Source organism: Pseudomonas sp. P7758, from assembly GCF_013386485.1.
Taxonomy (GTDB): Bacteria; Pseudomonadota; Gammaproteobacteria; order Pseudomonadales; family Pseudomonadaceae; genus Aquipseudomonas.
The window spans coordinates 117,397-132,511 of sequence record NZ_JACARS010000069.1 but is presented as its reverse complement, the minus strand read 5'-3'; the positions used below and the strand labels follow the sequence as shown (position 1 = coordinate 132,511).

12 protein-coding genes are annotated in these 15,115 nt (G+C 61.2%); all 12 read left to right on the top strand.

What is annotated here, in order from left to right:
* Positions 1–238: 238 nt before the first annotated feature.
* The 12 genes from acs (at position 239) to astB (ending at position 15,114) form a co-directional block, all read left to right on the top strand.
* Complete coding sequence (gene acs / locus HX873_RS15740; protein WP_003214346.1) at positions 239–2,194, top strand: acetate--CoA ligase; 1,956 nt, start codon at positions 239–241, stop codon at positions 2,192–2,194.
* A gap of 683 nt (positions 2,195–2,877) precedes the next feature.
* On the top strand, positions 2,878–3,663 hold the full coding sequence (locus HX873_RS15735; RefSeq protein WP_003214343.1) for an ABC transporter substrate-binding protein: 786 nt from the start codon (positions 2,878–2,880) through the stop codon (positions 3,661–3,663).
* A 91-nt stretch (positions 3,664–3,754) separates the two neighbouring features.
* A complete protein-coding gene (locus HX873_RS15730) occupies positions 3,755–4,444 on the top strand; it encodes an ABC transporter permease (RefSeq protein WP_003214341.1) in 690 nt (229 codons plus the stop codon).
* The gene (locus HX873_RS15725; RefSeq protein ID WP_008435252.1) at positions 4,441–5,139 is read left to right on the top strand and encodes an ABC transporter permease; all 699 of its coding nucleotides are present in this window, start codon (positions 4,441–4,443) and stop codon (positions 5,137–5,139) included. Before HX873_RS15730 ends, HX873_RS15725 begins: the two co-directional genes overlap by 4 nt.
* A 1-nt stretch (position 5,140) precedes the next feature.
* Positions 5,141–6,253, top strand: a complete 1,113-nt coding sequence (locus tag HX873_RS15720; RefSeq protein ID WP_008435255.1) for a succinylglutamate desuccinylase/aspartoacylase family protein — start codon at positions 5,141–5,143, stop codon at positions 6,251–6,253.
* 27 nt (positions 6,254–6,280) lie between these two features.
* Entirely contained in the window at positions 6,281–7,045 is a 765-nt protein-coding gene (locus HX873_RS15715) for an ABC transporter ATP-binding protein (RefSeq protein ID WP_003214336.1), read from the top strand.
* 247 nt (positions 7,046–7,292) lie between these two features.
* A complete protein-coding gene (locus HX873_RS15710; RefSeq protein ID WP_003214334.1) occupies positions 7,293–8,273 on the top strand; it encodes a GlxA family transcriptional regulator in 981 nt (326 codons plus the stop codon).
* Between the two features lie 310 nt (positions 8,274–8,583).
* Positions 8,584–9,804 carry an aspartate aminotransferase family protein gene (locus HX873_RS15705; RefSeq protein ID WP_003214332.1) on the top strand — a complete coding sequence of 407 codons (1,221 nt, stop codon included), beginning with the start codon at positions 8,584–8,586 and terminating at the stop codon, positions 9,802–9,804.
* Between the two features lie 244 nt (positions 9,805–10,048).
* Positions 10,049–11,068 carry an arginine/ornithine succinyltransferase subunit alpha gene (aruF, locus tag HX873_RS15700; RefSeq protein WP_003214328.1) on the top strand — a complete coding sequence of 340 codons (1,020 nt, stop codon included), beginning with the start codon at positions 10,049–10,051 and terminating at the stop codon, positions 11,066–11,068.
* 49 nt (positions 11,069–11,117) lie between these two features.
* Positions 11,118–12,143, top strand: coding sequence for an arginine N-succinyltransferase (astA, locus tag HX873_RS15695; protein WP_003214325.1), 1,026 nt, complete (start codon positions 11,118–11,120; stop codon positions 12,141–12,143).
* Positions 12,140–13,609, top strand: coding sequence for a succinylglutamate-semialdehyde dehydrogenase (gene astD / locus HX873_RS15690; RefSeq protein WP_168197533.1), 1,470 nt, complete (start codon positions 12,140–12,142; stop codon positions 13,607–13,609). The genes astA and astD overlap by 4 nt, the downstream gene beginning before the upstream one ends.
* 158 nt (positions 13,610–13,767) lie before the next feature.
* Positions 13,768–15,114, top strand: coding sequence for an N-succinylarginine dihydrolase (astB, locus tag HX873_RS15685; protein WP_177008429.1), 1,347 nt, complete (start codon positions 13,768–13,770; stop codon positions 15,112–15,114).
* Position 15,115 lies beyond the last annotated feature (1 nt).

Sequence of the window (15,115 nt, the reverse complement as noted above, 5' to 3'; positions counted from 1 at the left end):
GAGTTATATTCATATACCCGTGCTTTTGATAAACACTATTGGTGGTTTTTGTAACAATCCCGAAATGAAGGTTTTTTCAGAAACCTGCAAAGCGCCACGGGCCGCGGGCCAGAGCGCTGCCAGGGGATAGGTGGGCAATTTGTAGGGGCTTGTTACTACCATCGTCGAATGGTTCTATAGGTCCGGCCCGGCTACAACAGGGCCATACAACAACAACTATGTCACCGAGGTAAGAAAGATGAGTGCGGCTTCTCTGTACCCCGTTCGCCCCGAAGTAGCAGCCAATACGCTGACCGATGAGGCGACCTACAAGGCCATGTACCAGCAGTCGGTGGTCAACCCCGACGGTTTCTGGCGCGAGCAAGCCAAGCGCCTTGACTGGATCAAGCCTTTCACCACGGTGAAGCAGACCTCCTTCGACGATCACCATGTCGACATCAAATGGTTTGCCGACGGCACCCTCAACGTTTCCTACAACTGCCTGGACCGCCACCTCGCCGAGCGTGGCGACCAGCCAGCAATCATCTGGGAGGGCGACGACCCTGCCGAAAGCCGCACCATCACCTACCGCGAGCTGCATGAAGAAGTCTGCAAGTTCGCCAACGCCCTGCGCGGCCAGGATGTGCACCGCGGCGACGTGGTGACTATCTATATGCCGATGATTCCCGAAGCCGCGGTCGCCATGCTGGCCTGTGCCCGGATCGGTGCGATTCACTCGGTGGTGTTTGGCGGGTTCTCGCCAGAGGCCCTGGCCGGTCGGATCATCGACTGCAAATCCAAGGTGGTGATCACCGCCGACGAAGGCATTCGTGCCGGCAAGAAAATTTCCCTGAAGGCCAACGTCGACGACGCCCTGACCAACCCGGAAACCAGCAGCATCCAGAAAGTCATCGTGTGCAAGCGCACCGGTGGCAACATCAAGTGGAACCAGCATCGCGACATCTGGTACGAAGACCTGATGAAAGTGGCGGGCACCGTGTGTGCGCCGAAAGAGATGGGCGCCGAAGAAGCGCTGTTCATCCTTTACACCTCCGGCTCCACCGGCAAGCCGAAGGGCGTGCAGCACACCACCGGCGGCTACCTGTTGTACGCAGCCCTGACCCACGAGCGCGTGTTCGACTACCGCCCGGGCGAAATCTACTGGTGCACCGCCGACGTCGGCTGGGTCACCGGCCACACCTATATCGTCTATGGCCCACTGGCCAACGGCGCGACCACGCTGATGTTCGAAGGCGTGCCGAACTATCCGGACATCACCCGGGTGGCGAAGATCGTCGACAAGCACAAAGTGAACATCCTCTACACCGCACCGACCGCGATCCGCGCCATGATGGCTTCCGGCACCGCCGCCTGCGAAGGCGCCGATGGCAGCAGCTTGCGCCTGCTGGGTTCGGTGGGTGAGCCGATTAACCCGGAAGCGTGGGACTGGTACTACAAGAACGTCGGCCAATCCCGTTGCCCGATCGTCGATACCTGGTGGCAGACCGAGACCGGCGGCAACATGATGAGCCCGCTGCCGGGCGCCCATGCGCTCAAGCCGGGTTCGGCGGCGCGCCCATTCTTTGGCGTGGTACCGGCGCTGGTGGATAACCTCGGCAACCTGATTGAAGGCGTGGCCGAGGGTAACCTGGTGATCCTGGATTCGTGGCCGGGCCAGGCACGTACGCTGTATGGCGACCATGACCGGTTTGTGGACACCTACTTCAAGACCTTCCGTGGCATGTACTTCACCGGTGACGGTGCGCGCCGTGACGAGGATGGCTACTACTGGATCACCGGGCGGGTGGATGACGTGCTGAACGTCTCCGGCCACCGCATGGGCACCGCCGAGATTGAGAGCGCCATGGTTGCGCACCCGAAAGTCGCGGAAGCGGCGGTGGTGGGGGTGCCTCATGACATCAAGGGCCAGGGCATCTATGTGTATGTCACGCTGAAAAACGGCGAAGAGCCGAATGAAGCGTTGCGCCTGGAGTTGAAAAACTGGGTGCGTAAAGAGATCGGGCCGATTGCTTCACCGGATGTGATCCAGTGGGCACCGGGCTTGCCGAAGACCCGTTCGGGGAAAATCATGCGCCGGATCCTGCGCAAGATTGCCACCGCTGAATACGACGGGTTGGGCGATATCTCCACCCTGGCGGATCCGAGTGTGGTGGCGCATCTGATCGAAACGCACAAGACCATGAACGTCGCGTAAGGCGGTTTGTGGGACAAAGCCCCATCCGGCGTAGGCCGGGTGGGGCTTTTTTGTGCGATCGGACAGGCGACCTATAACCCCTGTGGGAGCGGGCTTGCTCGCGAAGGCGGCGTGTCAGCCAGCACATCACCCACTGACACACCGCCTTCGCGAGCAAGCCCGCTCCCACATTTTGATTGCATTCCAAGATTGGTCATTCAGTGGCGCGACTTACACAAGGCCAATAAATATCGGATTGTGTTGTAGGAAGTTTCTGAATGTTACCGAACCTAGCAAATGTGTAACCCCACGCCCAAACATGAGGCAAAGTGCTACGCCGTTGCCCCGAAAACCCGCGTCTTAGACGCCCTGAAAAATTAGATCCAACGCTACACTTGCCGTGCTAGAAGGGTTTGCGAATAATAGGCCCGCAACTTGCAGCGTTAACAGGTTTAATATCTTTTGCCTCTGCATAAAATCAAGAGGCTGTCAATGTGCTGGAACCGCTTTCTCGGTGCTTCTGTAAATTGTTGTCGCATTGAGGAAATATCGGCTTCCGGCCTGTCGTTAGAATGCCGATCACTCGCTCGTCGTCGCCGATGCTGAACTGGCGCAGGACGCAGCACCGCTATTCGGTTTCACTCATTCGCATCGTGGGCCCTGGCTCATACTGCTGTTTTGCCCTATACCGATGGAGTCCCAAGATGAAGAAACTCGTGCTGTTGGGCGCCCTGGCGCTGTCCGTGCTGTCCATGCAGGCTTTCGCCGAAGGCAAGCCACTGAAGATTGGTATTGAAGCGGCTTACCCTCCGTTTGCCTCCAAGGCACCGGACGGCAGCATCGTCGGTTTTGACTACGACATCGGCAACGCCCTGTGTGAGCAGATGCAGGTCAAGTGCACCTGGGTCGAGCAGGAATTCGACGGCCTGATCCCGGCGCTGAAAGTGCGCAAGATCGACGCCATCCTGTCCTCGATGTCCATCACCGACGATCGCAAGAAGTCCGTGGACTTCACCAACCGCTACTACCTGACCCCAGCTCGCCTGGTATTGAAGGAAGGCACTGCCGTCAGCGACAGCCTGGATGAATTGAAAGGCAAGAAAATCGGCGTGCAGCGCGGTTCGATCCACGACCGTTTCGCCAAGGAAGTGCTGGCTCCCAAAGGCGCCACCATTGTTCCTTACAGCTCGCAGAACGAAATCTACCTGGACGTAGAAGCCGGTCGCCTTGATGGCACCGTAGCCGACGCCACCCTGTTGCAGGAAGGCTTCCTCGACACGCCAGCCGGTAAAGGCTACGCGTTCACCGGCCCGGCCTTCACCGACGCCAAGTACTTCGGCGACGGTATCGGCATCGCGGTACGTAAAGGCGACAAGGAAAACCTGGACCGCATCAACGCTGCAATCGCTGCGATCCGTGCCAACGGCAAGTACAAGGCAATCCAGGACAAGTACTTCAACTTCGACATTTACGGCCCAGAAGCCAAGTAAACCGTCGCAGCTGTCTGTCCAGAATGGCGCAAGCACCAGGATCTCTGAAGTTTGCGCCATTTTTTCATCCCCCTTTTCGAGGACCTGAATCATGTTGAAAGGCTACGGGGCTGTCATCCTCGATGGCGCATGGTTGACGCTTCAGCTCGCCTTGTCGTCCATGGCCCTGGCCATTGTTCTGGGTCTGATCGGGGTCGCGTTGCGCCTCTCGCCGGTGCGCTGGTTGGCCTGGCTGGGCGACCTGTACTCCACGGTGATCCGCGGGATCCCCGACCTGGTGCTGATCCTGCTGATTTTCTACGGCGGTCAGGACCTGCTTAACCGCGTTGCGCCGTTGCTCGGCTACAACGACTACATTGACTTGAACCCCTTGGCCGCCGGTATCGGCACCCTGGGTTTCATCTTTGGCGCCTACCTTTCGGAAACCTTCCGTGGCGCCTTCATGGCCATTCCCAAGGGCCAGGCCGAAGCCGGCCTGGCGTATGGCATGAGCCCGTTCCAGGTGTTTTTCCGGGTGATGGTGCCGCAGATGATTCGGCTGGCGATCCCCGGGTTTACCAACAACTGGCTGGTACTGACCAAGGCCACCGCATTGATTTCGGTGGTGGGCCTGCAAGACATGATGTTCAAGGCCAAGCAGGCGGCAGACGCCACCCGCGAACCTTTTACCTTCTTCCTCGCAGTGGCGGCGATGTACCTGGTGATCACCAGCGTGTCGTTGCTGGCCCTGCGTCATCTTGAGAAGCGCTACTCGGTAGGCGTAAAGGCGGCTGATCTATGATCTTCGACTACAACGTCATCTGGGAGGCCATGCCGCTGTACCTCGGCGGCTTGCTGACCACCCTGAAACTGCTGGCCATTTCGCTGTTCTTCGGCTTGCTCGCGGCCTTGCCCCTGGGCCTGATGCGCGTGTCCAAGCAGCCGATCGTCAACGGTGTTGCCTGGCTCTACACCTATGTGATTCGCGGCACGCCGATGCTGGTGCAGCTGTTCTTGATCTACTATGGCCTGGCCCAGTTCGAAGCGGTGCGCGAAAGCTTCATGTGGCCACTGCTGTCCAGCGCGACCTTCTGCGCGTGCCTGGCGTTTGCCGTGAACACCAGCGCCTATACCGCCGAGATCATCGCCGGCAGCCTCAAGGCCACGCCCCACGGCGAGATCGAGGCAGCCAAGGCCATGGGCATGTCGCGCTACAAGCTGTACCGCCGGATCCTGCTGCCATCGGCCCTGCGCCGGGCGCTGCCGCAATACAGCAACGAAGTGATCATGATGCTCCAGACCACCAGTCTTGCGTCCATCGTCACCCTGATCGACATCACCGGTGCCGCACGCACGGTGAACGCCCAGTACTACTTGCCGTTCGAAGCCTATATCACTGCGGGTGCGTTCTACCTGTGCCTGACCTTCATCCTGGTGCGCCTGTTCAAGTTGGCCGAAGGCCGCTGGCTGAGCTACCTGGCTCCACGGAAGCATTGATATGGAACGTATCGATCACCTGTTGCCCTGGGGTCACCTGGGCTGCGAACGCCAGCTGACGGTGTTTCGTTTCGGCAGCGGCGAGCGCAAGGCTTATATCCAGGCCAGCCTGCACGCGGATGAATTGCCCGGCATGCGCGCCGCCTGGGAGCTGAAAAAACGCCTGACGGAACTGGAACAGCAAGGCGCCCTCAACGGCGTGATCGAGCTGGTTCCCGTCGCCAATCCGATGGGCCTGGGGCAACTGCTGCAAGGCAGTCACCAGGGCCGTTTCGAGATCGGCAGCGGCAAGAATTTCAACCGCGACTTCGTTGAGTTGAGCGAGCCGGTTACCGAGTTGCTCAACGGCAAGCTGGGGGATGATCCTCACGCCAATGTGCGCTTGATCCGCCAGGCCATGAGCGATGCGCTCAATGCGTTGCCGGCGCCGAGCAGCCAGTTGCAAGGCATGCAGCGGGTGTTGCTGAGCCATGCCTGCACCGCCGACGTGGTCCTCGACCTGCATTGCGATGCCGAGGCCGCGTTGCACATGTACGCGCTGCCGCAGCACTGGCCGCAGTGGCGTTCGCTGTCGGCGCATCTGAATGTGAAGGTCGGCCTGCTGGCGGAAGATTCAGGCGGCAGTTCGTTTGACGAAGCCTGCTCGCTACCGTGGCTGCGGCTGTCCCGGGCGTTCCCCGAGGCGCAGATTCCCCTGGCGTGCCTGGCGACGACTCTGGAGCTGGGTGGCCAGGCCGATACTGGCCGTGACGAAGCGATTTTTCACGCCGAAGGCATCCTGGCGTTCCTCGCCGAGCAAGGCCTGATCCGTGGTGAATGGCCCGCGCCGCAGCACGAACCCTGTGAAGGCCTGCCTTTCGAAGGCACCGAGTTGTTGTTCGCGCCCCACGCCGGCGTGATCAGCTACCTGCGTAAAGCCGGTGACGTAGTCGAAGCCGGCGACCCGATATTTGAAGTGATCGATCCCTTGTCCGACCGCGTGAGCATTGTTTGCGCGGGCACGCCTGGGGTGCTGTTTGCCGTTGAACGGCTACGTTATGCCCAAGCGGGTTTCTGGCTGGCCAAGGTGGCGGGGCGCGAAGCGCTGCGGCACGGGCGCTTGCTCAACGACTGACCAACTGTTTTTGTGAGAACCGACCGCATGTACAAACTTGAAGTCCAAGACCTGCATAAACGCTATGGCAGTCATGAAGTGCTCAAAGGTGTTTCCCTGGCCGCCGCGGCCGGTGATGTGATCAGCATCATCGGGTCCAGTGGCTCGGGCAAAAGTACCTTTTTGCGCTGCATCAACCTGCTGGAGCAGCCCCACGCCGGCAAGATTCTGCTCAATAACGAAGAGCTGAAACTGGTGGCCAACAAGGACGGCGCCATGAAGGCCGCGGACCCGAAACAGCTGCAACGCATGCGTTCGCGACTGTCGATGGTGTTCCAGCATTTCAACCTGTGGTCCCACATGACCGCGCTGGAAAACGTCATGGAAGCACCGGTGCACGTCTTGGGCATGTCGAAAAAAGACGCCCGGGAAAAGGCCGAGCACTACCTGGCCAAAGTCGGCGTGGGCCATCGCAAGGATGCGTTCCCTGGCCACATGTCCGGCGGCGAGCAGCAGCGCGTGGCGATTGCCCGTGCGCTGGCGATGGAGCCTGAGGTGATGCTGTTCGACGAACCCACTTCGGCGCTGGACCCGGAGCTGGTGGGCGAAGTGCTCAAGGTGATGCAGGACCTGGCCCAGGAAGGCCGGACCATGGTGGTGGTGACCCACGAAATGGGCTTTGCCCGTGAAGTCTCCAACCAACTGGTGTTCCTGCACAAGGGCATCGTCGAAGAGCGTGGCAACCCGCGCGAAGTGCTGGTCAACCCACAGTCCGAGCGTTTGCAGCAGTTTCTTTCCGGCAGCTTGAAGTAAACAGAACTGCTTTTATGCACTGAATTAGTGCAAGCTTCACAATCCTGAGGTTGCCCAATCCCCTGTGGGAGCGGGCTTGCTCGCGAAAGCGGTGTATCAGTTGATACATCCGGTGACTGATCCACCGCATTCGCGAGCAAGCCCGCTCCCACATTTGGATCTTCACCCGCTTTAGAGATTTGTGTTGGTTTACGGGCTAGCATTGGCCTTTGTCTTCATTACTGTTACTCGCTTCGGATAGCACTCCATGACTGCCCATCGAATTGGTTTCCTGATTTGGCCCAGCACTAAAGCACTGACGCTTGCGCTGGCTGAGGAGGCCTTGCGCGTTGCTCAGCGGGTGCATCCGGACGTGGTGTACGAACTCTCGTTTTTGCAGGCCGAACCGCCAATCGACGGCGCCTGGCAACTGCCGGGTGAGCCCTGGGCTGGCAAGCTGGAAGGTTTCCAAAAGCTGTTCCTGCTGGCCGATGAGCCACCGACCGTCATCGCCTCCCAGCTCAGCACCGCCCTCAAGCAACTGGTGCGTGCCGGGTGTGTGATCGGCGGCCTGTCGGCCGGTGTGTATCCGCTGGCCCAGCTCGGTCTGCTCGACGGTTACCGCGCCGCTGTGCACTGGCGCTGGCAGGACGATTTCGCCGAGCGTTTCCCCAAGGTCATCGCCACCAGCCATCTGTTCGACTGGGACCGTGACCGCCTGACCGCCTGCGGTGGCATGTCGGTACTCGACCTGCTGCTGGCAGTGCTGGCCCGTGACCACGGCGCCGAACTGGCCGGGGCAGTCTCGGAAGAACTGGTGGTGGAGCGCATCCGCGAAGGCGGCGAGCGCCAGCGCATTCCGCTGCAAAACCGCCTGGGTTCCAGCCATCCAAAGCTGACCCAGGCGGTGTTGCTGATGGAGGCCAACATCGAAGAGCCGCTGACCACCGACGAAATCGCCCAGCATGTGTGCGTGTCCCGACGACAGCTCGAGCGGATCTTCAAGCAATACCTCAATCGCGTCCCCAGCCAGTACTACCTGGAACTGCGCCTGAACAAGGCCCGCCAGATGCTCATGCAAACCAGCAAGTCGATCATCCAGATCGGCCTGTCCTGCGGCTTCTCCTCGGGGCCGCACTTCTCCAGCGCCTACCGCAACTTCTTCGGCGCCACCCCTCGTGAAGACCGCAACCAGCGCCGCAGCAGCAGCCCGTTCGAATTGTCGTCGGTGCCGTCCGAGCGCGGCTAGGCATCAGTGCTCGGCCGGCATCTCCAGGCGATGGCGCTGTTCCTGTGCGCGGATGAGATCAACAGCAGACCAAAACGGCCATCGGCGACGGCATTGGATAGTTGTGCCTCACCGACCGCCCAAAACCGGCCCGGGCGGTTTAAACTGCGCCATTGCGATGCTATTTGTCGCATTGGCGTAAACCCGCGAAAATCGCGGGTTGGCGCTATAAGAAGTTGTCGCTTGGCGGCAAGGCCGCGCTGAAAACTGTCCTTACAATCCCTGCATCGCCCGCCAGTTTCAGGCAGGCGTTCCTCTTCAGGAGACTCCGATGTCCGTTGAGCAAGCCCCGGTGCAACGTGCCGATTTCGACCAGGTCATGGTTCCCAACTACGCACCTGCCGCTTTCATCCCCGTGCGTGGCGCAGGTTCGCGCGTATGGGACCAGGCGGGCCGAGAGCTGATCGACTTTGCCGGCGGCATCGCGGTCAACGTATTGGGCCACGCCCACCCGGCGCTGGTCGGTGCACTGACCGAACAGGCCAACAAGCTGTGGCACGTGTCCAACGTCTTCACCAATGAGCCGGCCCTGCGCCTGGCCCATAAGCTGATCGACGCCACGTTTGCCGAGCGTGTGTTCTTCTGCAACTCCGGCGCCGAAGCCAACGAGGCCGCCTTCAAGTTGGCCCGTCGTGTCGCGTTCGACCGCTTCGGCACCGAGAAATACGAAATCATCGCCGCGCTGAACAGCTTCCACGGCCGTACCCTGTTCACCGTGAACGTGGGTGGCCAGTCGAAGTACTCCGACGGCTTCGGTCCGAAGATCGTCGGCATCACCCACGTGCCTTACAACGATCTGGAGGCGCTGAAAGCCGCCGTCTCGGACAAGACCTGCGCCGTGGTGCTGGAGCCGATCCAGGGCGAAGGCGGCGTGCTGCCGGCAGAACTGTCGTACCTGCAAGGTGCCCGCGACCTGTGCGACGCGAACAACGCGCTGCTGGTGTTCGACGAAGTGCAAACCGGCATGGGCCGCAGCGGCGAGTTGTTCGCCTATCAGCATTACGGCGTCGTGCCGGACATCCTCACCAGCGCCAAGAGCCTGGGCGGCGGTTTCCCGATCGCCGCCATGCTGACTCGCGAAGACCTGGCCAAGCACTTGGTGGTCGGCACCCACGGCACCACCTACGGCGGCAACCCGCTGGCGTGCGCGGTGGCGGAAGCGGTGATCGACGTGATCAACACGCCAGAAGTGCTGGCCGGCGTTAACGCCAAGCACGACTTGTTCGTTTCCCGTCTGGAGAAGATTGGCCAGCAATACGGCATCTTCACCGAAGTGCGTGGCCTGGGCCTGCTGCTCGGTTGCGTGCTGAGCGATGCCTGGAAAGGCAAGGCCAAGGACATCTTCAACGCCGCCGAGCGCGAAGGCTTGATGATCCTGCAAGCCGGCCCGGATGTGGTGCGCTTCGCCCCGAGCCTGGTGGTGGAAGATGCCGATATCCAGGAAGGTCTGGACCGCTTCGAACGTGCGGTGAAAAAGCTGACGCAAGCCTGATGGACCGTTGGGTGCCCGGCGAGTCGGGCGCCCAACACAAATTTTGTATGCCGGACTCTTTAGTTGAAGCTGTGAAGATCAAATGTGGGAGCGGGCTTGCTCGCGAATGCAGTGGCTCAGTCACCTGAAATGTTGAATGACACACCGCTTTCGCGAGCAAGCCCGCTCCCACACTTGACCTCACTGATTTCAAGATCGTGTCCGGCATTTTTTCCTGTGAGTTTTCGAGTTAAGGAGTGACACCATGCTGGTGATGCGCCCCGCGCAAATGGCTGATCTGGGCGAGGTACAGCGTCTGGCTGCGGACAGCCCGATTGGTGTCACCTCCTTGCCGGATGATGTCGAACGCCTGAGCGACAAGATCGCTGCGAGCGAAGCGTCCTTCGCCGCCGAGGTCAGCTTCAACGGTGAAGAAAGCTATTTCTTCGTCCTGGAAGACACCGACGCCGGCAAGCTGGTGGGCTGTTCGGCCATCGTTGCCTCGGCCGGCTACTCGGAACCGTTCTACAGCTTCCGTAACGAGACCTTCGTGCATGCTTCCCGCGAGCTGAAGATTCACAACAAGATCCATGTGCTTTCGCAGTGCCATGACCTCACCGGCAACAGCCTGCTGACCAGCTTCTACGTGGTGCCGGAGCTGGTGGGTTCGCCGTGGTCGGAGCTCAACTCCCGTGGCCGCCTGCTGTTCGTGGCCGGCCACCCGGAGCGCTTCGCCGATTCGGTGGTCACCGAGATTGTGGGCTACAGCGACGAGAACGGTGATTCGCCGTTCTGGGACGCCATCGGCCGCAACTTCTTCGACCTCAACTACGCCGCTGCCGAGCGCCTGTGCGGGTTGAAGAGCCGGACCTTTCTCGCCGAACTGATGCCGCATTATCCGATCTACGTGCCGCTGTTGCCCGACGAAGCCCAGGAAGCCATGGGCCAGGTGCACCCGCGGGCGCAGATCACCTTCGACATCCTGATGCGCGAAGGCTTCGAGACCGACCATTACATCGACATCTTCGACGGCGGCCCAACCCTGCATGCGCGTGTCTCGGGCATTCGCTCGATCGCCCAGAGCCGTGTGGTGCCGGTGAAGATCGGTGAGATGGTCAAGGGTGTCGGCCGCCAGTACCTGGTGAGCAACGGCCAGTTGCAGGATTACCGCGCGGTGATGCTGGAGCTGGACTACGCGCCGGGCAAGCCAGTGACCCTGGACCTGGAAACCGCCGAAGCCCTGGGCGTCGGCGAAGGTGCCAGCGTTCGACTGGTAGCGGTTTAAGAATGAGTTTCGCGGGTGGCTTGCAAGGCGGCCCGTTTGAGGAGATAGCATGATCGTTCGTCCCGTACGCAGCAGCGATTTACCGGCCCTGATTGATCTGGCGCGCAGCACCGGCACCGGCCTCACCACCTTGCCGGCCAACGAAGAGCGCCTGACCCATCGGGTCGGCTGGGCTGAAAAGACCTTTCGCGGCGAAGCCGGGCGCGGTGATGCGGACTACCTGTTCGTGCTGGAAAACGACGAAGGTCGCGTGGTGGGGATTTCCGCCATCGCCGGTGCAGTCGGTCTGCGCGAGCCCTGGTACAACTTCCGGGTCGGCCTGACGGTCAGCGCCTCCCAGGAGCTGAACATCTACCGTGAAATCCCGACGCTGTTTCTGGCCAACGACCTGACCGGCAACTCCGAGCTGTGCTCGTTGTTCCTGCACGCCGATTACCGCAACGGCCTTAACGGCCGCATGCTGGCCAAGGCGCGCATGCTGTTTATCGCGGAATTCCCGCAGCTGTTCGGCAACAAGATCATCGCCGAGATGCGCGGCATGTCCGACGAAGCCGGGCGCTCGCCGTTCTGGGAAAGCCTCGGCCGGCACTTCTTCAAGATGGAATTCAGCCAGGCCGACTACCTCACCGGCGTGGGCAACAAGGCGTTTATCGCCGAGCTGATGCCGAAGTTTCCGCTGTACACCTGCTTCCTGTCTGAAGACGCGCGCAACGTGATCGGCAAGGTCCACACCGACACCGAGCCGGCCCTGAGCATGCTCAAGAGCGAAGGTTTCAGCTACCAGGGCTACGTCGACATCTTCGACGCGGGCCCGGCGGTGGAGTGTGAAACCACCAAGATCCGCGCCGTGCGCGACAGCGAAGCGCTGGTGCTGGCGATTGGTACGCCGGGCGACGACGCCACGCCGTTCCTGATCCATAACCGCAAACGTGAAGATTGCCGTATCACCGCCGCGCCGGCGCGGTTGGCTGCGGGCACCCTGGTGGTCGATCAACAGACCGCCAAGCGCCTGCAACTGATCGCCGGTGATCAAGTGCGTGCCGTACCGTTGTCCGCTGCCCGGGAGTCGAAATAATGAATTCGCTATACATCGCAGGTGAATGGCTGGCTGGCCAGGGTGAAGTGTTTGAGTCGCTGAACCCGGTGACCCAGCAGGTGGTGTGGTCGGGTAATGGCGCCACCGCCGAGCAGGTCGAGTCCGCCGTCCAGGCCGCACGCCAGGCGTTTCCGGCCTGGGCCAAGCGTTCGTTGGAAGAGCGCCTGAGCGTGCTGGAAGCCTTCGCCGCCAACCTGAAGAGTCGTGCTGACGAACTCGCCCGCTGCATCGGTGAGGAAACCGGCAAGCCTTTGTGGGAATCGGCGACTGAAGTCACCAGCATGGTCAACAAGGTCGCGATCTCGGTGCAAAGCTACCGCGAACGTACCGGCGAAAAGAGCGGCCCGTTGGGCGACGCCACTGCCGTATTGCGCCACAAGCCCCACGGTGTGGTGGCGGTGTTTGGCCCTTACAACTTCCCCGGTCATCTGCCTAACGGCCACATCGTACCGGCCTTGCTGGCGGGTAACACCGTACTGTTCAAACCGAGCGAACTGACCCCGAAAGTCGCCGAGTTGACCGTGCAATGCTGGATCGACGCCGGCCTGCCGGCGGGCGTGTTGAACCTGCTGCAAGGCGCACGGGAAACCGGGATCGCCCTGGCGGCGAATCCGGGCATCGACGGTCTGTTCTTCACCGGCTCCAGCCGCACCGGCAACCATCTGCACCAGCAATTCGCCGGGCGCCCGGACAAGATCCTCGCGCTGGAAATGGGCGGCAACAACCCGCTGGTGGTGGACGAAGTGGCCGATGTGGATGCGGCCGTGTACACCATTATCCAGTCGGCGTTTATCTCCGCTGGCCAGCGTTGCACCTGCGCCCGTCGCCTGCTGGTGCCGGAAGGCGCCTGGGGCGATGCGTTGCTCGCACGCCTGGTGGCGGTGAGCTCGACCATCGAAGTCGGCGCATTTGACCAAACGCCGGCGCCGTTCATGGGCTCGGTGATTTCCCTCGGTGCTGCCAAGGCGTTGATGGATGCCCAGGAATTGCTGTTGGCCAATGGCGCCGTGGCGCTGTTGGAAATGACTCAACCCCAGGCCCAGGCTGCGTTGCTGACGCCGGGGATTATCGATGTGACCGAGGTTACGGAACGCGCTGACGAAGAGCTGTTCGGCCCACTGCTGCAAGTGATCCGCTACGCTGATTTCGAGGCGGCGATTGCCGAGGCCAACAACACTCAATACGGCTTGGCGGCCGGGTTGCTGTCGGATTCCGAGGCGCGTTACCAGCAGTTCTGGCTGGAAAGCCGTGCCGGGATCGTCAACTGGAACAAACAGCTGACGGGTGCTGCGAGCAGCGCGCCATTTGGCGGGGTAGGGGCTTCGGGCAACCATCGCGCCAGCGCCTATTACGCGGCGGACTATTGCGCGTACCCGGTGGCCTCCCTTGAGACCCCGAGCCTGGTGCTACCGGCGACGTTAACCCCGGGTGTGACGCTGATCTAAATGTGGGAGCGGGCTTGCTCGCGAAGGCGGTGTGTCATTCAACATTTCAGGCGACTGAACCACCGCTTTCGCGAGCAAGCCCGCTCCCACACTTGATTTGTGGTGTGTTCAAGTAATTTGATGCCTATAAAAATACAGATGTTCGTGGAGCCTCGCCGATGAAATCCTGTGAAGTCAATTTTGACGGTCTAGTGGGGCCGACCCATAACTACGGCGGCTTGTCCTACGGCAACGTCGCGTCCCAAAGCAACAGCCAGCAGTCCTCCAACCCGAAGGAAGCTGCGCTGCAAGGCTTGGCGAAGATGAAGGCCCTGATGGAAATGGGCTTTGTGCAAGGTGTGCTGGCGCCCCAGGAACGTCCGGATGTGGCCGCCTTGCGCAACCTCGGTTTTGCCGGCACCGACGCACAAGTCATCCAGCAGGCCGCCAAGCAAGCCATGCCGCTGCTGGTTGCCAGTTGCTCGGCGTCGAGCATGTGGGTGGCCAATGCCGCGACCGTCAGCCCGAGCGCCGACACCTTTGACGGTCGCGTGCATTTCACCGCCGCCAACCTCAACTGCAAATACCACCGCAGCATCGAACACCCGACCACCAGCCGCGTGCTGGGGTCGATGTTCGCTGACCCGAAGCACTTCGCCCACCACGCCGCGCTGCCGGCGGTGGCGCAGTTCGGCGACGAAGGCGCGGCCAACCACACGCGTTTCTGCCGGGACTATGGCGAGGCGGGCGTAGAGTTTTTCGTGTTCGGCCGCAGCGCGTTCGACACCCGCTACCCGGCGCCGCAAAAGTACCCGGCACGCCAGACCCTCGAAGCCTCCCAGGCGGTCGCGCGCCTGCACGGCCTGCGGGACGACGGCGTGGTCTACGCCCAGCAGAACCCGGCGGTGATCGATGCCGGTGTGTTCCACAACGATGTGATCGCGGTGGGCAATGGCGAGGTGCTGTTCTATCACGAGGACGCGTTCCTCAATACCGATCAGATGCTCGGTGAATTGCAGGGCAAGCTCGGCAAGCTCGGTGGCAATTTCCAGTCGATCTGCGTGCCACGGGCCCAGGTGGGTGTTGAAGACGCGGTGCGTTCCTACCTGTTCAACAGCCAGCTGCTGACCCGCGCCGACGGTTCGATGCTGCTGATCGTGCCGGAAGAATGCCGCGCCAACGAGCGTGTCTGGCAGTACCTGCAAGGCCTGACGTCCTCCGGCGGGCTGATCCGTGAAGTCAAAGTCTTCGACCTCAAGCAAAGCATGCAGAACGGCGGTGGCCCGGCGTGCCTGCGCTTGCGTGTAGCCTTGAATGAAACCGAACTGGCGGCGGTCAACCCAGGGGTTATCATGACGGCGCCGTTGTACGACACGCTGACCCAATGGGTCGACAAGCACTACCGCGACAGCCTGCGGGAAACCGACCTGGCTGACCCGCAATTGCTGCTTGAGTGCCGGACGGCACTGGATGAACTGACGCAAATCCTTAAACTGGGCTCGGTTTATCCTTTCCAGATCAATTAAC